Source organism: Curtobacterium aurantiacum (assembly GCF_018598555.1).
GTDB classification, from domain to species: domain Bacteria; phylum Actinomycetota; class Actinomycetes; order Actinomycetales; family Microbacteriaceae; genus Curtobacterium; species Curtobacterium aurantiacum.
Genome location: NZ_JAHEWN010000002.1, coordinates 232,593 through 252,346, shown reverse-complemented (window position 1 = coordinate 252,346; position 19,754 = coordinate 232,593). Strand labels below are relative to the sequence as shown.

Genomic DNA, 19,754 nt, shown 5'->3' with positions numbered 1-19,754 from the left:
CCCGCTCCTGCGAGAATGTGCACATGTCGGTCCTGCTGGTGATCTCGGGTGTCTGTGCGGTCCTCGCGGGCCTCGTCCACGTGTACATCTTCTTCCTCGAATCGGTCATCTGGACCAGTCCGCAAGCGCGCCGGATCTTCGGCATCGCTTCCGAGACAGAAGCGGTGGCGACCCGCTCGCTCGCCTTCAACCAGGGCTTCTACAACCTCTTCCTGGCGATCGGCGCGATCCTCGGCGTCGTGCTCGTGCTCGCGGGCAACACCGTGAGCGGCTGGACCCTCGTGGTGTTCTCGACCGCGAGCATGCTCGGTGCCGCGGTGATCCTGCTCGGCTCGGGTCGCAAGTACGTCAACTCCGCCTTCAAGCAGGGCACGCTCCCCCTCATCGCGCTGCTCTTCGCGCTGCTGGGCTCCACCGTCGGCGTCTAGCCCCGCTTCCCTCCCCGAACTGCGAAAGCGACAGGGTGCCACCGAACATCGGCGGCACCCTGTCGCTTTCGCGGTCCTGACCAGCGGAACCGGCCAGCGCTGACCAGCACCGGCCAGCAGCAACGACCAGCCCTAGCCGAGCTTCTCCTCGAACTGCGCCGGCAGCTCGTCGAGCGCCCACTCGATCGCGGCCGTGGTGCCCATCGAGAACGCGGACGACACGTCCTTGTCGTCGAAGACGATCGCGTGCCCGGCCTCGACCGACGGCACCTTCTGGAACAGCTTGTTCGACGAGGCCTCTGACGCGTCGACGTAGATCGGCAGGATCAGCGTCAGGTCGGCGTCGAGCAGGTCGAGGTTCTCGTCCGACAGGTGCACGGAGAACTCCTTGCCGGCCTGCTCGTCGATGGCCTTCGGGATCTCGAAGCCCAGGTTCCGCATGAAGGTCGAACGGCTGTCGGTGGAGGCGTACGCTCCGAAGCCCTCGGAGCTGTAGGCCCCGACGACGGCCGTCTTGCCCTCGAAGTCCGGGTGCGCCTTGCGTGCTGCGGCGTAGGCGTCGTCGAGGCCGGAGAGCAGCTTCTTGCCCTCGGACTCCTTGCCGAGCGCCTTCGCGATCATGGTCGTCTGCTGCTCGGTCGAGGCGAGGTAGTTCTCGCCGCCCTTCGGGATCGCCACGGTCGGCGCGATCGCGGAGAGCTTGTCGTACCGCTCCTTGTCGCCCGAGGACTTCACGTCGAGGATCACGTCGGGGTCGAGCTTGAGGATGTCCTCGTAGCTCGGCTCGAGCGTCTGGATGATCTTCGGGGACTTGTCGTACGCGCCCTTGAGCCAGGGACCGACACCGTCGCCGCCGAAGGCGAGCCAGTCGCTCGCACCGACCGGCTGGACACCGAGCTCGAGCGCGGTCTCGGCGTCGCCCCACCCGAGCGCGACGACGCGCTTCGGTGCCGACTCGATGGTGGTGGTGCCGAGACCGGTCGTGATCGAGACCGGGAACGCGGCGTCGGACGACCCCGACGACGCCGAGTCGGTCGAGGAGCCGGAGCCGGACGCGCAGCCGGCGAGGACGAGGGACGCTGCGACGACGGCGCCGGCTGCGGCGAGCACGCGTCGGAGACGCAAGGGAGAACGGTTCACGAAGGGTAGCCTAACCTAACGGGGTGCTCAGGAACACGGCTGGCTAGGCTGGGTGACCGTGGCGTTCACCGATCCAGGCCGCACGCACCTCGCGGTGCTCGGCTCCCCCATCGCGCACTCGCTCTCGCCCACGCTCCACGCTGCGGCCTACGACGCGCTCGACCTGGCCTTCACGTACGGGAGGCACGAGGTCGCGTCCGGCGAGCTCGCCGCGTTCGTCGCGGGGCTGGGTCCGGAATGGCGTGGGCTGAGCCTCACGATGCCGCTCAAGCGCGAGGTCCTGCCGCTGCTCGACCGCACGACCCCGCTCGTCGACGAGCTCGGGGTCGCCAACACGGTCGCGTTCCGCCACGAGGGCTCCGCGATCGTCCGAGCCGGCGCGAACACCGACGTGCAGGGGCTCGTCCGCCCGGTCGAGGCACTCGGACATCTGCCCGGCGAGGCCACGATCCTCGGCGGCGGAGCCACCGCGGCGAGCGCGCTGACCGCTGCCGTGCGGCTCGGGGCGTCGCTCGTCCGGGTGTTCGTCCGCGACACTGCGAAGACGCACACGCTCGTCGACCTGGCCGTCCGGCTCGGTGTGACGCTTGAGGTGCACCCCCTGACCGAACTCGCCGGCACGCACCACGGGTTCGTCCTCTCGACGCTGCCGGGCGGTGCCGCCGACCCGCTCGAGTTCCGTCCGTCGGGGCCGGACGCCGTCCTGTTCGACGTCGCCTACGAACCGTGGCCCACCGCGGTCGCCAGCCGCTGGACCGACGCCGGGGGCCGGGTGCTGAACGGCCTCGACATGCTCACCGAGCAGGCGATCGGGCAGATCCGGTTCTTCCTGACCGGTGACGAAGACGAGCTGCTCCCCGACGAAGCCGGGGTCCGACGGGCGATGCGCACCGCGGTCGGCCTGCCCGCCGTCATCGGCCGCTAGTCCCGGGGGCAGCGACGCCGCCGATACCGAGGACGACGTCGGTCAGGCAACCACGCCGTCCACGTAGAACCAGCGGCCCTGCTCGCGGACGAAGTCGCTCGTCTCCTCGAGCGTGCCGCGCTCGTCGTCGGAACGCCACCACGCGCGGAACGTGACGGTGCCGTGGGAGTCGAACGGGCCTCCCGAGGTGGTCGCCAGCACGTCCAACCGGGTCCAGCGCTGGGACGGGTCCAACTCGAGACCCGCCGGGCGGGTGCGCGGGTGCCAGGTCAGCAACAGGTACTCCGGCAGGCCCAGCGCGAACGCGCTGAAGCGGGAGCGCATGAGCCGTTCCGCGGTCGGCGCCACGGCCCCGGCGTGCAGGGGACCGCAGCACTCGCCGTAGGGGTTGCCGCTCAGGCAGGGGCAGCGCGTCGCGTCGGTGACCACCGGCGGAACGCTAGTCGACGATGGACAGCGTGACGGTGATGTTGCCGCGGGTCGCGTTCGAGTACGGGCAGATCTCGTGTGCACGCTCGGCCAGGCGCTGCCGCTGCTCCTGCGGGGCGTTCGGGGCGTAGACGTCGAGCTCCACGGCGAGGCCGAAGGCGCCGTTGCCGGTGCCGCCGATGCCGACCTCGGCGGAGACCTCGGCGCCGGTGGTGTCGAGGTCGAGCTCCTTGCCGGCGGCGTGCAGGGCACCCAGGAAGCACGCGGCGTACCCGGCGGCGAAGAGCTGCTCGGGGTTGGTGCCCTCTCCACTGCCGCCCATCTCCTTGGGCGGGCGGGTGTCGAGGTCGAGCCGGTCGTCCTCGCTGCGGACGTGCCCGTCGCGGCCGCCTCCGGTGGCGTGGGCAGCGGCGGTGTAGACGATGTCGAGACTCATGGTCCGAGGTCACCGTGCTCGCCTGGACGAATCCTGAGCGGCACCACCACGTCGCGGGTGCGGTGGCTCCGGGCGGGGAGCGCTCGGGCGTGTCCGGGCGGGCCGGCGGCGGGCGCGAGCGCGTCGCTTGGTGAGCAGAAGATGTCGAGTCCCTCGCCCGCACCCGACCATCCCTGCTCACTGAACGGGCGTCGCGGGCGTCGGCGCGACCGAGCGAGCACGGACACCGCGCGCCGGGTAGACATGATGAGTGTTCAAGATCGGGTGGCAGGTGTTCCGCGAGCGTCTCCCCGCGCTCGTCAGCCCGCAACGCCGCCGACGCATCCTGCTCGTCGGCATCATCGGGGTGGTGGTGGCGCTCGTCGGGTTGCTGGTGCTCGCGCTGACCACGGACGTGTTCGACGCCACACCTCTCCCATCGGCCGGAGCGGTCGTCGTCGGCCTGCTCCTGTCCGTGGGCTTCGGGTGCCTCGCAGCCGCCTGCGTCCCGTCCGGGCCGAAGGGGTGGGCGATCGCGCCGATCCCCGGCATCGGGTGGCGCACGCAGGAGGCGGTCGCCCGGTACTACCGCCGCAACCCGCCCCCGGTCGACCCGAAGCACCGCGACGCCGTCCTCGACCGCCTGCCGGAGACCCGCGACCTGCTCGTCCGCTCGGCGCTCGGCGGCCTCCTGATCCTGACCGGGTGCGCGGCCGCCCTGCTCGCCGTGGTGATCGTCGACGTCGCCGCGATCTCGGCTGGTACCGGCCTGCCCCGGTTGCCGTGGTTCTGGTTCTTCCTGGGCATCACCGGGTCGGCCACGGGGATCGGAGGACTGCGCACCCTCGGCCGCCAGGAGCAGCTCCGGGTCGAGGCCGAAGCGCTCCCGCCGCTCCCCCCGTCCTTGCCACCCCGCGGCCGTCCCGGCGCACGGAGCGGCAGCAAGCTCGCCCTGCCGGAGGAGTGACCCGTGTTCACGCTCGGCTGGCAGGTCTTCCGCCGGCACGTCACGGACGTGCTGGATCCGGCACGCGTCCGTCGTGCCGCCCTGTGGTCCGGCATCGCAGCGGTCGTCGCGCTGGTCGGCATGGTCGTCCTGGAGGCCCGGGTCGACTGGACGGGGACCACCCCGGTCCGCAGCGTGGTCGCGATGGTGCTGCTGGCGCTCGGCGTCGGACTGCTCACCTTCGCGTGCATCCCGACGTGGCGGCCGCCGGACCCCTCGACCACGATCAACGGTCGACAGGTGCGACCCTCGTGGCAGCTCGCCGCGCGAGGCGCCACGCAGCTGTACGTGCAGCGTCGTCCGGTGCCGGTCCTGCCGGAACACCGCGACATCGTCCGCACCGACACGGTCCTGCTGCGGCGCGGCATGATCGGCATGCTCGCCCGGGTCGCCCCGGTGGTCGCAGCCGGTGTCGCCGCCGTCCTCGCGGCGTTCATCCTCGGGAACGCGAGGTGGTTCCACGTGCTGTGGATGGCGAGCTACGTGCTCGTGCTGTCGGAGTACGTCGTCCGCCTCGGCCGCTCCGAACGAGCCCGCCTGGCCGCCGAGTCCCTCGAGCCCGAGCCCGCCCCCGAGACGCCCGCACGCCCCACTTCGTGAGCAGAAGCGGTCGAGTTGCTGTGGGGCACTCGACCATTCCTGCTCACGAAGCGTGAACGCCGCACCCCGACGCGCACCACTGTCGGCGGCGGCGGGCACACTGGGCGCATGTGTGGAAGGTTCGTCGTCTCCGACACCACGGCCGATCTGTTGCCCGAGCTCATGGGCGAGCTCGCCGCCCGGACCGAGCACGTCGACGAGGACACCGGCGAGGTGCAGCCCGGCCTCGCCCCGAGCTGGAACGTCGCCCCGACCGACCCGGTGTACGCCGTCCGTCAGCGGCACGGCGAACGGGAACTGCCGCAGATCAGCTGGGGCTTCGTGCCGAGCTGGGCGAAGGACTTCCAGAAGCAGCGCCCGAAGCCGATCAACGCCCGCATCGAGACGGTCGCGACGAGCGGCATGTTCAAGCGCGCCTTCGCCACGAACCGCTGCATCGTCCCGGCACAGGGGTACTACGAGTGGGTGGTGCGCGAGGACGGCAAGGAACCCCACTTCGTGCACGAACCCGGCGGCGCCCTGGCGATGGCCGGCGTCGTGAGCGCCTGGCCCGACCCCACGAAGCCCGAGGGCGACCCGGACAAGTGGCGGCTGTCGCTCGCGATCATCACCCGTGACGCCCACGTCGCCCCCGGCGAGGTCCACGACCGCATGCCGGCGTTCCTGACGCCCGACGGCTACGACGACTGGCTCGGCGGCGACCTGCACGCCGACGACCTGCTGGCCCTGCTCGACCACGAGTCGCTGACGGTGGCCGCGGGCCTTGCGCAGTACGAGGTCTCCCGCACGGTGAACAGCGTGCGGAACGACGGACCGCAGCTCATCGCGCCCGTCGCGTAGGCGGTCGCGCCCCGCGCGCAGACAGGAGGCCCGGATCACCGCAGCGGGTCTGCTGCGGTGATCCGGGCCTCCAGTCCGGTGCCCTGTTACGGACGTGCGGTGCGGCGGATGCCCGGCGCGACGCGGACCGCGATCCGTCGTCGGGTCACCAGGAGCACGCCCGCCAACATGAGCGCGAGTGCCGCGAGCCCGAGGCCGACCAGGCCGGTCACGCCCGTGAAGGCGAGCTCGGTGCCGTGCACGATCGCGGCGAGCCCGGTCGGGAACGTGACCGTTACGGTCGCAGTGACCGTCTGTCCCGCACTGTCGGTGACCACGTAACCGACGAAGGTGGTTCCGGTGAAGCCTTCCTGCGGGGTGAAGACGACCCGGCCGTCGCGGATGGTCCACGTGCCCTGGTCGGCGACGACCACGCGGTCGGTCGGCGTGCCGGACTCGGGGTGGAGCAGGTGCAGCGTGCCCGACTCGAACGTGGCGCCGCCGGTGGCGGAGTCGTTGTCGAGCGGATCCACGACGACCCGGTGTCCGACGATCCCGGTGGCCGAGTCGTCGGTGGCGACGGCCGCGGCGACCACGGTCATGGTCGCGGTGGCGGTGGCCGTCTGCCCCGAGGCGTCCGTCACCGTGTAGGTGAAGGTGTCCTTCCCGGTGAAGCCTGCGGCCGGCGTGTAGACGTACGCGCCGTTCCGCTCGATCGTCACGGTGCCGTGGGCGGGCTTCCGGGCCACGGCGGCGGTGAGGCCGGTGCCCTGGTCGTCGACGAGCAGGCCGTGGCGGGCGTCGCGGGCGACGGGGGTGCCGGCCACGGTGCGACCGGTGTCGTCCCCGGCGGCGATGCCGACCCGGACGGTGACGGTCGCGCCGATCTGCTGGCCCATCGAGTCCTGCGCGCGGTAGGTGACGGTGTCGGTGCCCGAGAAGCCCTTCGCCGGGGTGTAGACGAACGTGCCGTCGGCGGCGATCGAGGCCTTCCCGTGGCGGGCGGTCCCCGCCGTGACGACCGTCAGGGCATCACCGTGGTCGTTGCCGAGCACGCCGGGGCCGGCGACGCGGACGGTCGTGCCGGCCGTGGTCGTCGCCCTGTCGTCCTTCGCGGCCGGGGTGACGTCGATCACGACGAGCGCGAACGCCGCGGTGCCGGCGCTGTCGTTGGCCGAGTAGGTGAACCAGTCACGTCCCGACCAGTTCGACGTCGGCTCGTAGACGTACGAGCCGTCCTTCTCGAGCGCCAGCGCGCCGTGCAGCGGCTTCGTCTCCATCGCCGCCCACAGCCCACGACCGGAGTCGCCGACCAGCACGCCCCTGTCGGCGGACATGCGCATCGAGCGGTTCGTCGACATGGTGTGCCAGTGGTCGACGGCGGCGACCCCGACGACGACCGTGACCGTCGCGGTCGAGGTCCGTCCGGCGCCGTCGGTCACCGTGTACTCGAACGTGTCCGCGCCGGAGAAGCCCTTCTCCGGGGTGTAGACGAGCGAGCCGGGCTCGGTGCCCTCGGTCACGGTGCCGTGCTCGGCGCGGCCGTGCGCAGTGACGGCGAGGCCGGTGCCGTGGTCGTTGCCGGTCAGGGTCGCGCCGCTGATCGGCAGCGCGGTGTTCGCCGCGGTGCGCAGGGCGTCGGCGACCGCGGTCGGCGTGACGGTCACGGTGACGGTCGCCGTCGCGGTACCACCGGTCGGGTCGGTCACCGTGTAGGTGAACGTGTCCGTGCCGGAGAACCCCTCGGCGGGCGTGTACGTGACGTTGCCGGGGGTGGTCGTGCTGCCGCCCGTCGCGCCGCCGGTGATCGTGGCGGTGCCGTGGCCGGGCTTCGAGACCGCGGTGACGGCGAGCTTCGTGCCCGAGTCGTTGCCGGTGACGGCGACGTCGACCGGGGTCGCGGCGCTCGTCGTCGCGGTGTCCGCGGCGGCCTTCGGGGCGACGACGATCGTCACGGTGCCCGTGGCGGGCGTGCCGGAGCCGTCGGTGACCGTGTAGTCGAACCCGTCCGGGCCGGAGTAGCCCGGCTCGGGCTTGTACGTGTACGACCCGTCCTTGCCGACCTCCACGTCACCGTGCCCGGGCTTGGTGTGGTCGGTGACCGCCAGGTCGGTGCCCTTCGCGCCGTCGAGCAGACCGGTGCCGGCCGGCACGGTCGTGAGGGTGTCGGCCTCGGCGGACGTCGATCCGCCGCCGGCGACCGGGGTGACGGTGACCGTCACGGTGCCGGTGTTCGTGTTCCCCGACGGGTCCGTCACCGTGTACGTGACGGTGTCCGTGCCGGAGAAGCCGTCCTTCGGCGTGTACGTGATCGTGCCGTCGTCGTTGCGGGTGGCGGTGCCGTTCTTCCCGTCGGTGACGGACACGACGGTCAGGCCGGTGCCGTGGTCGTTGCCCGTCAGGGCGCCGGAGGTGACCGTGGTGCTGCCACCCGCCGCGACCGTGATGGTGTCGGGCTCCGTGCCGGGGCGGACCGTGATGGTGACGGTGCCGGTGGTGGTGCGCCCGGAGGGGTCGGTCGCCGTGTAGGTGAAGGTGTCCGTGCCCGAGAAGCCGTCCTTCGGCGTGTACGTGTACGAGCCGTTCGCGGCGAGCTCGACCGTGCCGTGTGCGGGCTGCTGGTCGACGGCCGCGGTCAGGCCGGTGCCCCGGTCGTTCGCGAGCACGCCGTCGCCCTTCGCGACGGTCAGCGTCGAGCCGGCCGTGGCGGTGGCGGTGTCGGCCGTGGCGCGGGGGCCGACGACGACCGTGACCGTGCCGGTGGTGGAGCGGCCTGCGGCGTCGGTCACCGTGTAGGTGAAGGTGTCCGTGCCGGAGAAGCCGGACGCCGGCGTGTAGACGACCCGGCCGGTGGCCTGGTCCAGCACGACGGTGCCGGTGCCCGTGCTGCCGTCGGTGCCGGTGCCGGTGCCGGTGCCGGTGCCGTCGGCGCCGGTGCCGCTGCCGCTGCCGGCGGTGACGCCGGTCAGGGTGAGCCCGGCGCCCTGGTCGTTGCCGGTCAGCGCGGCCGGAGCGATGGACAGCGCCTCGCCGGCCTTGGTCGAGACCGTGTCACCGGTCGCGACGGGCCGCACCGTGATCGTGACGGTCGCCGCACCGGTGGTGACACCGCTGCCGTCGGTCACCGTGTAGGTGAACGAGTCGGTGCCGGAGAACCCGGCGGTCGGCGTGTACTCGACCGCGCCGTCGGTGGCGACCACGGCGGTGCCGTGCGTCGGACCGGTCGCGATCGTGGTGCCGAGGTCGGACCCTCGGTCGTTGCCCTGCACGTCGATCGTCACCGGGGTACGGGCGTTCGTCGACGCGGTGTCGGCACCGATCGTCGGGTTCACGGTGATGGTGACGGTCGCGGTGCTCGGCGAACCGGAGCCGTCGACCGCCGTGTACGTGAACGCGTCGGGGCCGGAGTACCCCTCGGCCGGCGTGTACGTGAACGTGCCGGTGGCTTTGTCGAGCGTCAGCGCACCGTGCGAGGGGGTCGTGTTCGACGCCACGGTGAGCCCGGTGCCGGAGTCGTTGCCGAGCACGCCCGTCGCGCGGGTGCCGGCGGTGGCCGTGCCGCCCGCGGCGACCTTGACGGTGTCGTCCTGTGCGGCCGGGGCGACCTGCACGGTGACGGTGACGGTGTCGGTCCCGCCGCTGCCGTCGGTCACCGTGTACGTGAACGAGTCCGTGCCGGAGAACCCGGCCGACGGGGTGTACGAGTACGAGCCGTCCGGACGCACCGTCGCCGAGCCGTGGGCGGGGGTGCGGTTGCCGGTGACCGTCAGGCCGGTGCCCAGGTCGTTCGCCAGCACGTTGCCGGTCGCCGTGGCCCCGGCCGTCGCGGTGACGGCATCGGCCGTCGCGGTGGGCAGCACGGTGAGCCGCACCGTCGCGGTGACGGTCGCGCCGGCGCCGTCCTTCGCGGTGTACGTGAACGAGTCCGGACCGGAGTACCCCTTCTCGGCGCCGTAGGAGAACGAACCGTCGGCGGCGATCTTGACCAGACCGTGCGACGGCTGGCCGTGGCCGGTCAGCGTCAGGTCCGACCCGCGGTCGTTCGTCAGGACCCCGTCCGAGGCGGTGACCTTCAGCACGGTGCCCGCGTGCACGCTGTACGCGTCGTCGGAGCCCTTCGGGGCGACGGTGACGGTCACGGTGCTGGTCGAGGTCTGCCCCGACGAGTCCTTCGCCGTGTACTGGAACGTGTCCGAGCCGGAGAACCCGCCGGCCGGGGTGTAGGTGTACGAGCCGTCGGCGGCGACCGTGGCGGTGCCGTGCGCCGGCGTGGTGTTCGAGACGACGGACAGGCCGGTGCCGCGGTCGTTCGCGAGCACACCCGAGGCAGCCGGCACCGACAGCGCCGTGCCCGTGGGGGTCGTGGCGGTGTCGCTGCTGGTGGTGACGTGCGTGGCCTTCAGCGTGTTCGTGAAGGTGACCAGGACGTCGGTGCCGTCCGCGGTGGTGGCTGCCGGGAACGTGAAGGTCCCCGTCGAGCCGGTACCGCCGGCGACGGTCGTGCCGGTCGTCTGGTCGACCGCCTTCCACGTCGTGTCGTAGTTCGCCAGGTCGGTGGTACCCGCGGCGGTCTGCTTGACCGTGTAGTCCTTGTTCGGCGTGGTCAGGACGGCGCCGGCCTTCTGCGCCTGCACGCCGGTGGCGGATCCGCTGGTCGTGCCGGCGCTGCCCGGCTTGGTGGTGTCGATGCCGCCACCGCTGATGGCCAGGGCGAACTGGTCGCCGCTGTTCCAGCGCTGGTCGACGCTCGCGGCACCGGTCACGGTGTCGGCGTAGTTGCAGCTCGCCAGGTCGGACGCGGCGAAGTCGCCGGCGATCCGGAAGTTGCGGACTTCCTTGCCCGAGGTCGGGTCGAGCTGGTAGATCGTCGTGACGGTGCTGTTCGTCGGGGTGTTCGAGACGTAGAGGTAGCCGTCCGACGAGAACGCGATGCCGGGGCTGTTCGTGCCGGCGGGCAGGGTGGCGATCGCGCTGGTGGTCATGGCAGTCGTACCCGAGGCCGTGGGGACGGCGTCGGTGTTGACCCGGTACACGGTGTCCGACGCGACGACGAAGAACAGACCGCGCGAGCTGAACGCGAAGTCGCCGTTGCCGTCCTTCAGGCCGTCGATCTGGCCGACCTGCCCGAGGTACTTGCCGCTCTTCGGGTCGTACGCCCCGAGCCAGCCCTTGTTCGAGCCGTAGTAGTAGATGCCCGTCACCGGGTTGACCGCGCCGCGGATCACCGAGCGGACGGACTCCGTCGCGACCGGGGCCGACGCGACGCCGGTCTTCGGGTCGAACTGCCGCAGGGTCGCGGTCTGGTTGTTCGACGCCGCGAACATCGAGACGCCCTCGCGCGAGATGCCGAGACCGTTGTTCGCGCCGGTGCCGAGGTTCGTGACGTCGGCGGTCGTGCCCCGCGAGGCTCCCGTGCTGATGTCGACCGCGACGACCTTGCCGGTGCCGTCGATCGCGTAGAGCGTCTCCTGCGGGGTGCAGACCAGGGCGCCGTCCTTGGTGGCGCTGACCGCCGAGGCCGGCGCAGCCGCGACGACGGCCGAGGTCGCGGTGAGACCGGTGCCCACCAGGAGTGCGGCTCCGAGCACGGCGACGGCGCGCAGGCCGGGTCGACGGGTGGCACGGGTGCCGGCAGGACGGTCGGGACCGTCGGTGGGCACAGCGGTGCCCGGGTTCGTACGCTGCATGATCACTTTCGGGTCGAGACGATGCGGGCGCCGAACCGGCCGGAGGATCAGGGAGAACGGTGGACGGCGCCAGGTTGATCCTGGCAGTTCCCCGAGTCGCATCGGGGACAATTCCGGTCCCCAATTGGGGGGACCACTCGTTCTGGGGGTACGGCCGGAACAGCGGCGCGCCACCTCGTGCGCACACGACGAACCCCCGCCGGCATGCCGGCGGGGGTTCGAGGATCAGCGAGCGATCAGCAGTGGATCAGGCGGTCGGACGGATCACGTCCGGCAGCAGCACGTGCAGACGCTCGGCCAGCCGCGACTTGGCTTCGTCAAGGGAGCGGAAGTCCCCGACGTACTCGCCGAACGTGTCGGCGACGAAGAAGTGGGTGCCCTGCCGGTCGACGGTGCCGCCGTAGTAGCCGCCGTAGTTCGCGACCCACAGACCGGTGTCGGCCTGCGCCCACGAGATCCGGACGGGGGATGCCTGCACGGGAGCCAGGACCTCGGCCTCGATCTCGGCGATGACCTCGATCGTCTGGGTGTCCAGGGTCACCTCGGCCTGCTGGCGGTGGGCGACGGTCGTGCTCATGGTCCTGCTCCTTCGTGCTGTGCTGCGTACTGGGTGGTGCCGGTGGTTCCGGGTGGTGCGGGCGTCGCGGTCGACGCCGGTGGTCCTGGTGGGAGCTGTCGTCACTCGACCGGCCGGATGACCGGCGGGAGCATCACGTGCAGCTGGTCCTCGAGCTTCGTCTGCGCCTCTTCGAGGGAGGCGAACTCGCCGACGACGAGCCCGAAGGTGTCGGAGGCGACGTACCGGTCGTCACGCTTGTCGACGCTGCCGCCGAAGTACCCGCCGTAGCCGGCGATCCACTCGCCCTGGTCTTCCTGCACCCAGGTGACCTTGGCCCGCTTCGGACGCGACGCGAGCGCTGCGTCGGCTTCGAGGATCGCGATGGTGTCCACGGTGTCGGTGTCGAGGGTGACCTCGGCCTGCGTCGCGTTGTTCACGGTGATGCTCATGTCGCTCTCCTTCACGATCCGGGGTACATCTGCTGACACGAGAACGCTACGAGAAGCGCCGAGGGGATCGCCAGCGAGGCCCGTGGATTCACGGGTTCCGTCAATGCCCTTCATCGGGCTGCCCCGGATTTCCGGGGTGGTGTGACGCACTTCCGGGGTACAGCGCCAGGATCGGGGTACTCGTTTTCCGGATCGCCGCGATCGGGGGACGAGATGGTGCGGACACCTGCCTGGAGGCGCGACTCGCTAGCGTCGGCACGTGACCTCCGACAAGCCCCCCGTCGACGACCGCGCTCCGGCCACCTGGCGCAGCCGTCGGTTCGCGACGGGGCTGGCGATCGCCTACGGCGTCGCCCTGGTGCTCGTCGGGTTCTGGGGCTCCCCCGTCGACGCTGCAGGGGGCCCGTGGCTCACCCGCGCCCTCGCGGCCGCGCACCGTCACGGCCTGCCACAGCGCATCGACTACGCCACCGTCGAGTCGCTGGCGAACGTGGCCTACTTCGTACCGCTCGGCCTGCTCGTCGTGCTGCTCGCCGGCGCCAGGTGGTGGTGGGCCGCCATCGCCGCGGGGCTCGTCGTCAGCGCGTGCATCGAGACCGGCCAGGCGCTGTTCCTGCCCGCCCGCACCGCGACCATCGACGACGTCGTCGCGAACGGCGTAGGGGCACTCCTGGGAGCCGTGGTGGGGGTGCTGCTGCTCAGCCGTGCGGCTCATCGCCGACGGTGACTACCGTTCACCGCATGAGCACACAGACGGATCCGTTGGAGCAACACGTCGCCGTGTTCGGAGGGAGCGGCAGCGGGAAGACCGTGCTGCTGTCGTCGTTCTACGGCGGCGCGCAGGAACCGAGCTTCCGCCGAACCAAGGGGTACGCCGTCCGGGCCGTGGACAAGGCGCAGGGTCGGAAGCTGCACCAGAACTACCTCGGCATGCGCGATTCAGAGTCGGCCCCGACGGCGAACCGCTTCGCCTCGACCGAGTACGTGTTCACGATCGAACCGACGGCCGATGCGGCGTCGAAGTCGAAGGTCCGGGGGAAGCCGAAGGCCGCGAAGACGCTCCGGGTCGTGTGGCACGACTACCCCGGTGAGTGGTTCGAGCAGGACCCGAGCTCCGCGGAAGAGGCGGAGCGGCGGGTCGAGACGTTCCGTTCGCTGCTCAGCGCCGATGTGGCGATCCTGATGGTGGACGGACAGCGCGTGGCGGAGCACCCGGGCGAAGAGGAACGGTACCTGAAGGCGTTGCTGACGGACTTCCACACCGGGCTGTCCGAGCTCCGCGACGACGTGCTGAACGGCGGGCGACGACTCGCCCGGTTCCCGCGGATCTGGGCGATCGGGCTGTCGAAGTCCGACCTGCTGCCGGACGTCGACGTCGAGCGGTTCCGCGAGCTGGTGCTCGGCAAGGCGGGCGGGGAGCTCGAGGAACTGCGGTCGGTCCTGCGGAGCTACGTCGAGGACCCGGACGCGCTCGACGTCGGTGAGGACTTCCTCCTGTTGTCGTCGGCGCGCTTCGAGCCCGGCAGGATCGACGTCGGGACACGCACCGGGGTCGACCTGCTCATGCCGATCACCGCCATGCTCCCCTTCGAGCGGTTCGCCAAGTGGGCCACGAACAAGCAGCGCGCCGTCGCCGTCGCCGAACAGCTCCTGCGGTTCGCCGGGCCGGTCCTGGGGTTCCTCGGGAGCAAGCGCCTCAAGCTCCCTACGCCGGTTGGCGCCTTGGTCGGGTTCGTCGCGGGCGAGGCCGGTCGACGCGGAACGAAGTTCGCTGCCGCGCGCGTGGCCAAGCTGAAGAAGGAGACGACGGCCGAGGCGGACTTCGTGACCGCCGTGCTGGAACGCTTCGCCGACGACCTCGACCGGGGTGTCGCGCAACGGATCCTCCGTCGGGGCGACGCGTGACGTTGATCTGGGCCACGCGTGGCCGGACCTGGGGCTTCCGTTTCCTGATGCCCGACGGGAGCGGGGTCGACCCGCTCCGGGCCTACGACGAGGCGTTCGACGGCGTGGGTGACGCGGCCGAGGTCCTTCGACACCAGGACGGGTCCGCGGCCCTGCGGTTCACCGACCCCGAGGGTCGGCGCGATCGTGCCGGTCGTCCGATCCCCCACGAGTTCGTGCTCTTCCCGCCGCTGAGCGAGCGCGTTCGCTCGATGGACGACGCCCTGACGGAAGTCTGGCCGCTGGTGCGTGACCGGTACGCCGCAGTGTGGGACCGGCCGACCCCGCCCGCTGCCTGACGTCAGATCTGGCGGGCGGACGCCGAGCACGACGAAGCCCCCGGAGCAGATGCTCCGGGGGCTTCGTTCAGTTCGTCGAGACTCAGACGGACTCGCGCTGGCGGCGGACCGAGCCGCGGACCAGCAGGAGGCCACCACCGAGGACGACTGCGCCGCCGGCGACCCACAGGGCCAGGGCGGAGACGGTCGAACCCGTGAAGGCCAGCGTGCCGTCGGTGCCGTCGCCAGCACCGGCGACCGGCACGGCAGCAGCGTCAGCCGGGGCGACGGTGAAGGCCGCGAAGCCGACGACGCCCGAGGTGGCGCCGGTGGCGGTCAGGTTGTAGGTGCCCGAGGCACCCTGGGGGAACGTGACGTTGACGTCGAGCGAGCCATCCGAGGCGGCCGTGTAGGTCTTCGAGACGGTCGTGGTCGGCAGCGCGCCGAGCGTGACCGCACCGGCACCGGTGACCTGGACGTTGACGGTCTCGTTGTCCTGGAAGGCGCCGGCCGTGAAGTTCACGGAAGCGGTGCCACCGGCGACGGCGGTGCCGGAGACGGAGACGTCGGAGTCAGGCGTGTAACCGGCGGCGTTGGCGACGGCCGGGGTGGCGAGCAGTGCGGCGCCAGCCAGCACCACCGCTGCGATGAGCTTCTTCATGAATGGTTCCCCTAAAGATCTGAATATCCAGACCCTGACACCCAGAGCCCGCTGTTCGCCGGTGGTTGACCCCAGCCACAGAAATGGCGGTTGTTATGGCGAAGTTGTCTCAATCTAGCGGACTTTCCCAGCTTGGTACCAGATCACGTGGATTTTGGTCATTGGTCGACGTGTGTTCACGACCGTGACCGTCCCGCCACGAAGCACCGTCTCCGGCCAGCCCTGACCCTCGGAATCGGAAACCCCAGATGAGAGCCGCTCAATCGCGGCGATGGAGCCGGCTGTGCGTCAGGTCAAGAGCCTTTGGCCTCGGACAGGTTTGCCTGCTGCCCCCCGGAGTGGGGGCGCGATCCGGTTCGCATTGTGGAGGTTCCGGCGTCACCCTGCGGCGAGCGGCTGCTCGCAGTCGAACGTGAGCGGCTCCGTCTTGGTCTGACGGACGCCAGGCGTGGAGGTCGCCTGCACGGGCGACTTCGCGAACTGCGTCTCACCGAGGAAGGCCACGCGGTAGGTCAAGCTCTCGCCCGGTGCGAGCAGCGTCTGCAGCTGGGCCACCGGGTGACCGCCGTCGGTCGCTGTCTGCACCGGAGTGGTCTTGCCGTCCTTCGTGGCGCCGAGGAAGATCGCGTCCCGCGGCGCGTACGCGGCGAGCAGGGTCTTGATCTTGCCCGGTTCGACGCCGAAGTCCCCACCGCCGGTGACGTACCGCGGCAGCCTGGTCGCGGCATCGGCTGGAGCCGTGTTCTTCAGGGTGATCTCGACGACGGACGTCGGGCGGCCGTCCTTCCGGCACACCGAACTGCCGACCGAGACGCTCTTGTCGAGGTAGTAGTCCATCTTCGCGCCGGTTCCGTCGTTCAGGTAGACGGCGAACTGGTTCGAGTCGACGCTCGCCGTCGGCAGCTCGCCGGAGACCGGAGTCCCGCTGATGCGGCGCTGCTCGGCTTCGTCGGCGCTCCACAGTCGCAGTCGCCCCTCGTCCGAGCTCTGCGTCAGCGCCGACACGAAGGCCTTCGCGTCGAACCCGCCCGACGAGACCTTGGCGAACACCGCGCTGGCGGCGGACGCGAAGAACGCGTCCTGCACGGCCGGGTCGGGGTACCTGGCGTACACATCGCTCAGCAGCAACTGGACCGCGTTGTCCGCGGTCAGGGTGTCGCCGGTCGGCAGCTGCACGGGGCCGGTCGCCCTGAGCAGGTAGCTCAGCGTCACGGGGTCGATCGCGAGCACGCCGTCGACCTGCTGCGCGAACCGCTGCTTCCACATCTCCCGCGCGAGCTCCGCCGACACGTCGAAGCGCGGCGTGAGCGTGACGTCCAGCATGTACTCGCCCGTGATGTCACCGTAGAGCCCACGCGTGTCGTCGGTCAGCGGCAGCACCGGCTTGTCGTAGGGTCCGAAGGACGATCCGGACGCTTGGCTTCCCAAGCTGATCGCACCGTCCTTCACCTGCAGGAGCGCCACTGCCCCGGGAATGCCGCCGCCCGCGCGCAACTCGGCGTTGTTCTGGAACAGCAGCAGGTAGTTTCTGTCCCCGTCATGGCCGAGCATGGCCGGCGCGAGCTGCACGATGCGGTTCGCTGCGACCGCCTGCTCGGACGCCGACGACAGCGCGTTCCGCAGCTGCCCCACGGCGGTGGTGACCGGCGAGAGGGTCCCACTGGTGTCGATCCGCGCCGCGTCGGAACGCGCCTGCTCGAGGGTCTTCGTGGCCTTGTCGACCGCGGGCTGCGCGTCCTCGATCGGCTGGAGATCGATCTTGCCGTCCTTCGGCGCGAACGAGTCCGAACCGAGCTTCCCGAGGACCCCGGCGACCGGACTGACGGCGTCACTGGCCACGTCGTCGACGATCACCGACACGTCCCGCACGGCCCGCAGGTTGGTCCCGAAGAACGGCACGGACTGCGCCGCGCCCCACACCGGATCGCCGGTCAGTGACCGAGCCGACGCGGCTTCGTCCTCGAGGTGCCTCGCGGTCTTCTGCGCGGCCCCGGTGTCACCACCGGTCAGTTGTGACCGGAGGGTGTCGACGTCGGCGACGGCCCGCTCCAGGTGCCCCTTGGCGAGTACGCCGCGGACGCCCACCCACGCGACGGCGAGGATCAGCAGCAGGACAAGGGCGAGGACGACCCACAGGACGATCCGGGCCCTGGACCCCCGGCGTACTGCAGTGCGTCGCGACTCGGGCTGGTCGGACATGAGGCGATCCTACGGTTCCGTGCGTCCCACACCCGTCACTGACGGACGGAGTCCGCGTGTTCCCGGTACCAGTCGATGGTGCTGCGGAGCCCGTCCTCGAGGCCGATCTGCGCCGTCCAACCGGCGTCCGCCAGCTTCGACACGTCGAGCAGCTTCTGCGGGGTCCCGTCCGGCTTCGTCGTGTCCCAGACCGTCTCGCCCTCGAACCCGACGATCTTGCCGATCGTCTCGGCGATCTCCTTGATCGTGACGTCCGACCCGGTGCCCACGTTGACCTGATCCGGGCCGTCGTAGTGCTCCATGAGGTGGAACACGGCAGCTGCCATGTCGTCGACGTGCAGGAACTCGCGTCGGGGCGAACCGGTCCCCCAGTTCTCGACGGTCCGTGCGCCGCTGCGAGCCGCTTCGTCGTACCGACGGATGAGGGCCGGCAGGACGTGGGAACCGGTCGGCGAGAAGTTGTCGCCGGGGCCGTAGAGGTTGGTCGGCATGGCGGAGATCCACGGGCGGCCGAACTGCCGGCGAACGGCCTGCACCTGCAGGATGCCCGCGATCTTGGCGATGGCGTAGGCGTCGTTCGTCGGCTCGAGGTGCCCCGTGAGCAACGCGTCCTCGTGGATCGGCTGCTCGGCCATCTTCGGGTAGATGCAGGACGAACCGAGGAACACGAGCCGCTCGACACCGTGCTCGACAGCGGCGTCCATGACGTTGACCTGGATCTGCAGGTTCTCGCTCAGGAAGTCGTGCGGGTACGTGTTGTTCGCCATGATCCCGCCCACCTTGGCGGCGGCGAGCACGACGTGTTTCGGCTTCTGGTCCGCGAAGAAGGCGAAGACGGCGCCGCGGTCCTTGAGGTCGAGCTCGGACGAGGCCCGCCCGACCAGGTCGGCGAAGCCCTCCGATTCGAGCTTGCGCCAGACCGCCGAGCCCACCAGGCCGCGGTGTCCCGCGACGTAGACGCGGTCGGCTCGATCGATCGGACCGGGGGTGAAGTCGGTCGTGGTCATCAGGAACCCCAGCTCTCGAGACGGACGCTGTCGATCCAGGGACGGCCCTCGTGCTCGAGGGCGGAGATGTCGGCGTCGACCATGATCCTCGCCAGCTCGGCGGTGTCGACCGTCGCTTCCCAGCCGAGCTTCTCCTTGGCCTTCGAGGCGTCGCCGACGAGCGCGTCCACCTCGCTGGGACGCAGATAGCGCTCGTCGAACCGCACGTGGTCTTCCCAGTCCAACCCAGCGTGCGAGAACGCGGTGGTCAGGAAGTCCTTGACCGTGAAGTCGCCACCGGTCGCGAGGACGAAGTCGTCTGGCTCGTCGACCTGCAGCATCCGCCACATGCCCTCGACGTACTCGGCTGCGTACCCCCAGTCGCGCACCGAGTCGAGGTTGCCGAGGTACACGTGGTCCTCGAGGCCGGCCTTGATCCGAGCGACCGCGCGGGTGATCTTCCGGGTGACGAACGTCTCACCACGACGCGGCGACTCGTGGTTGAAGAGGATGCCGTTGACCGCGAACATCCCGTAGGCCTCGCGGTAGTTCCGGGTCACCCAGTAGCTGTAGACCTTCGCCGCGCCGTACGGAGAACGCGGCCAGAACGGCGTCTCCTCGTTCTGCGGTGGCGGGGTGGCACCGAACATCTCGGATGACGACGCCTGGTAGAAGCGCGTGTGGATGCCGGACACGCGGACGGCCTCGAGCATGCGCATCGTGCCCACACCGGTCACGTCGCCGGTGTGCTCGGGCTCGTCGAACGAGACCCGCACGTGTGACTGCGCGGCGAGGTTGTAGACCTCGTCGGGCTTCAGCTCACTGAGGAGACTGACGAGTCGCGCTCCGTCGCCGAGGTCGCCGTAGTGCAGGAACAGCTTGGCGTCGGGGTTGTGCGGGTCCACGTACAGGTGGTCGATCCGCGACGTGTTGAACGTCGAGGCGCGACGGATGAGTCCGTGCACCTCGTACCCCTTCCGGAGCAGCAGCTCGGCCAGGTATGACCCATCCTGTCCGGTGATGCCAGTGATGAGCGCCCGCTTCGTCAAACGATTCCCCAGTTCTCGTGATGGAGCCCGTAGGTGGTCCAGCGGCCCCTCCAGCCCCTGAGCATACGGACGTACTCGGGGAGAGACGACATCGGTCCATGTCCCCAAGCGCGTGGCCGCCGAGTTGCGACGCGTGTCTCGGACAGTCCTGGTGAAGCGGCCACTCTCTGACACCGGAGC

The 19,754-nt window shown here is 70.6% G+C and carries 18 protein-coding genes; 8 read left to right on the top strand and 10 right to left on the bottom strand.

What is annotated here, in order from left to right:
• The first annotated feature begins 23 nt into the window (after positions 1-23).
• A complete protein-coding gene (locus tag KK087_RS03100; protein WP_214543856.1) occupies positions 24-428 on the top strand; it encodes a DUF1304 domain-containing protein in 405 nt (134 codons plus the stop codon).
• A 132-nt stretch (positions 429-560) separates the two neighbouring features.
• Here KK087_RS03100 and KK087_RS03095 read toward each other — a convergent pair whose 3' ends face one another.
• Positions 561-1,568 (bottom strand): iron-siderophore ABC transporter substrate-binding protein, encoded by a 1,008-nt coding sequence (locus KK087_RS03095; protein ID WP_307859945.1) that lies wholly within the window; start codon positions 1,566-1,568, stop codon positions 561-563.
• A 58-nt stretch (positions 1,569-1,626) separates the two neighbouring features.
• Between KK087_RS03095 and KK087_RS03090 the strand changes: the two genes are divergently transcribed.
• Positions 1,627-2,493: a shikimate dehydrogenase family protein gene (locus KK087_RS03090; RefSeq protein WP_214564181.1), complete on the top strand. Its 867-nt coding sequence runs from the start codon at positions 1,627-1,629 to the stop codon at positions 2,491-2,493.
• 42 nt (positions 2,494-2,535) lie between these two features.
• Here KK087_RS03090 and KK087_RS03085 read toward each other — a convergent pair whose 3' ends face one another.
• Positions 2,536-2,922 carry a YchJ family protein gene (locus tag KK087_RS03085; RefSeq protein ID WP_214543859.1) on the bottom strand — a complete coding sequence of 129 codons (387 nt, stop codon included), beginning with the start codon at positions 2,920-2,922 and terminating at the stop codon, positions 2,536-2,538.
• Positions 2,923-2,932: 10 nt separating this feature from the next.
• On the bottom strand, positions 2,933-3,358 hold the full coding sequence (locus tag KK087_RS03080; RefSeq protein ID WP_214564180.1) for an organic hydroperoxide resistance protein: 426 nt from the start codon (positions 3,356-3,358) through the stop codon (positions 2,933-2,935).
• 250 nt (positions 3,359-3,608) lie between these two features.
• Here KK087_RS03080 and KK087_RS03075 point away from each other — a divergent pair, with 250 nt between their 5' ends.
• The 3 genes from KK087_RS03075 to KK087_RS03065 all read left to right on the top strand — a co-directional run bounded on the left by KK087_RS03075 (position 3,609) and on the right by KK087_RS03065 (position 5,783).
• Positions 3,609-4,304: a hypothetical protein gene (locus KK087_RS03075; RefSeq protein WP_214564179.1), complete on the top strand. Its 696-nt coding sequence runs from the start codon at positions 3,609-3,611 to the stop codon at positions 4,302-4,304.
• A gap of 3 nt (positions 4,305-4,307) precedes the next feature.
• Positions 4,308-4,943 carry a hypothetical protein gene (locus KK087_RS03070; protein WP_214564178.1) on the top strand — a complete coding sequence of 212 codons (636 nt, stop codon included), beginning with the start codon at positions 4,308-4,310 and terminating at the stop codon, positions 4,941-4,943.
• Between the two features lie 108 nt (positions 4,944-5,051).
• Positions 5,052-5,783 (top strand): SOS response-associated peptidase, encoded by a 732-nt coding sequence (locus KK087_RS03065; protein ID WP_214564177.1) that lies wholly within the window; start codon positions 5,052-5,054, stop codon positions 5,781-5,783.
• An 86-nt stretch (positions 5,784-5,869) separates the two neighbouring features.
• Here the strand turns inward: KK087_RS03065 and KK087_RS03060 are convergent, their stop codons facing one another.
• The 3 genes from KK087_RS03060 to KK087_RS03050 all read right to left on the bottom strand — a co-directional run bounded on the left by KK087_RS03060 (position 5,870) and on the right by KK087_RS03050 (position 12,457).
• On the bottom strand, positions 5,870-11,449 hold the full coding sequence (locus tag KK087_RS03060; protein ID WP_214564176.1) for an Ig-like domain-containing protein: 5,580 nt from the start codon (positions 11,447-11,449) through the stop codon (positions 5,870-5,872).
• Positions 11,450-11,696: 247 nt separating this feature from the next.
• Positions 11,697-12,026: a hypothetical protein gene (locus KK087_RS03055; protein ID WP_250892803.1), complete on the bottom strand. Its 330-nt coding sequence runs from the start codon at positions 12,024-12,026 to the stop codon at positions 11,697-11,699.
• 101 nt (positions 12,027-12,127) lie between these two features.
• On the bottom strand, positions 12,128-12,457 hold the full coding sequence (locus KK087_RS03050) for a hypothetical protein (protein ID WP_214564175.1): 330 nt from the start codon (positions 12,455-12,457) through the stop codon (positions 12,128-12,130).
• A 259-nt stretch (positions 12,458-12,716) separates the two neighbouring features.
• Between KK087_RS03050 and KK087_RS17785 the strand changes: the two genes are divergently transcribed.
• The 3 genes from KK087_RS17785 to KK087_RS03035 are packed head-to-tail and all read left to right on the top strand — an operon-like array spanning position 12,717 to position 14,700.
• On the top strand, positions 12,717-13,184 hold the full coding sequence (locus KK087_RS17785; protein ID WP_214564174.1) for a VanZ family protein: 468 nt from the start codon (positions 12,717-12,719) through the stop codon (positions 13,182-13,184).
• A 14-nt stretch (positions 13,185-13,198) separates the two neighbouring features.
• Positions 13,199-14,362, top strand: coding sequence for an ATP/GTP-binding protein (locus KK087_RS03040; RefSeq protein WP_214564173.1), 1,164 nt, complete (start codon positions 13,199-13,201; stop codon positions 14,360-14,362).
• A gap of 47 nt (positions 14,363-14,409) precedes the next feature.
• Positions 14,410-14,700, top strand: coding sequence for a hypothetical protein (locus tag KK087_RS03035; RefSeq protein ID WP_250900759.1), 291 nt, complete (start codon positions 14,410-14,412; stop codon positions 14,698-14,700).
• Positions 14,701-14,782: 82 nt separating this feature from the next.
• Here KK087_RS03035 and KK087_RS03030 read toward each other — a convergent pair whose 3' ends face one another.
• From KK087_RS03030 to gmd, 4 genes are all read right to left on the bottom strand, one after another.
• Complete coding sequence (locus KK087_RS03030; protein ID WP_214528890.1) at positions 14,783-15,340, bottom strand: hypothetical protein; 558 nt, start codon at positions 15,338-15,340, stop codon at positions 14,783-14,785.
• A gap of 378 nt (positions 15,341-15,718) precedes the next feature.
• Positions 15,719-17,539, bottom strand: a complete 1,821-nt coding sequence (locus tag KK087_RS03025) for a DUF4012 domain-containing protein (protein WP_214564171.1) — start codon at positions 17,537-17,539, stop codon at positions 15,719-15,721.
• A gap of 35 nt (positions 17,540-17,574) precedes the next feature.
• Positions 17,575-18,546, bottom strand: a complete 972-nt coding sequence (locus tag KK087_RS03020) for a GDP-L-fucose synthase family protein (protein ID WP_214564170.1) — start codon at positions 18,544-18,546, stop codon at positions 17,575-17,577.
• Positions 18,546-19,574, bottom strand: a complete 1,029-nt coding sequence (gmd, locus tag KK087_RS03015) for a GDP-mannose 4,6-dehydratase (RefSeq protein ID WP_214564169.1) — start codon at positions 19,572-19,574, stop codon at positions 18,546-18,548. The genes KK087_RS03020 and gmd overlap by 1 nt, the downstream gene beginning before the upstream one ends.
• Between the last annotated feature and the right edge of the window lie 180 nt (positions 19,575-19,754).

Bases quoted from the DNA above. Each gene is read 5' to 3' on its own strand.
- KK087_RS03080 (WP_214564180.1), bottom strand. From the start codon at position 3,358: ATGAGTCTCGACATCGTCTACACCGCCGCTGCCCACGCCACCGGAGGC.
- KK087_RS03100 (WP_214543856.1), top strand. From the start codon at position 24: ATGTCGGTCCTGCTGGTGATCTCGGGTGTCTGTGCGGTCCTCGCGGGC.
- KK087_RS03050 (WP_214564175.1), bottom strand. From the start codon at position 12,457: ATGAGCATCACCGTGAACAACGCGACGCAGGCCGAGGTCACCCTCGAC.
- KK087_RS03060 (WP_214564176.1), bottom strand. From the start codon at position 11,449: ATGCAGCGTACGAACCCGGGCACCGCTGTGCCCACCGACGGTCCCGAC.
- KK087_RS03030 (WP_214528890.1), bottom strand. From the start codon at position 15,340: ATGAAGAAGCTCATCGCAGCGGTGGTGCTGGCTGGCGCCGCACTGCTC.
- KK087_RS03025 (WP_214564171.1), bottom strand. From the start codon at position 17,539: ATGTCCGACCAGCCCGAGTCGCGACGCACTGCAGTACGCCGGGGGTCC.
- KK087_RS03065 (WP_214564177.1), top strand. From the start codon at position 5,052: ATGTGTGGAAGGTTCGTCGTCTCCGACACCACGGCCGATCTGTTGCCC.
- KK087_RS03035 (WP_250900759.1), top strand. From the start codon at position 14,410: ATGCCCGACGGGAGCGGGGTCGACCCGCTCCGGGCCTACGACGAGGCG.
- KK087_RS03055 (WP_250892803.1), bottom strand. From the start codon at position 12,026: ATGAGCACGACCGTCGCCCACCGCCAGCAGGCCGAGGTGACCCTGGAC.
- KK087_RS03020 (WP_214564170.1), bottom strand. From the start codon at position 18,546: ATGACCACGACCGACTTCACCCCCGGTCCGATCGATCGAGCCGACCGC.
- KK087_RS03040 (WP_214564173.1), top strand. From the start codon at position 13,199: ATGAGCACACAGACGGATCCGTTGGAGCAACACGTCGCCGTGTTCGGA.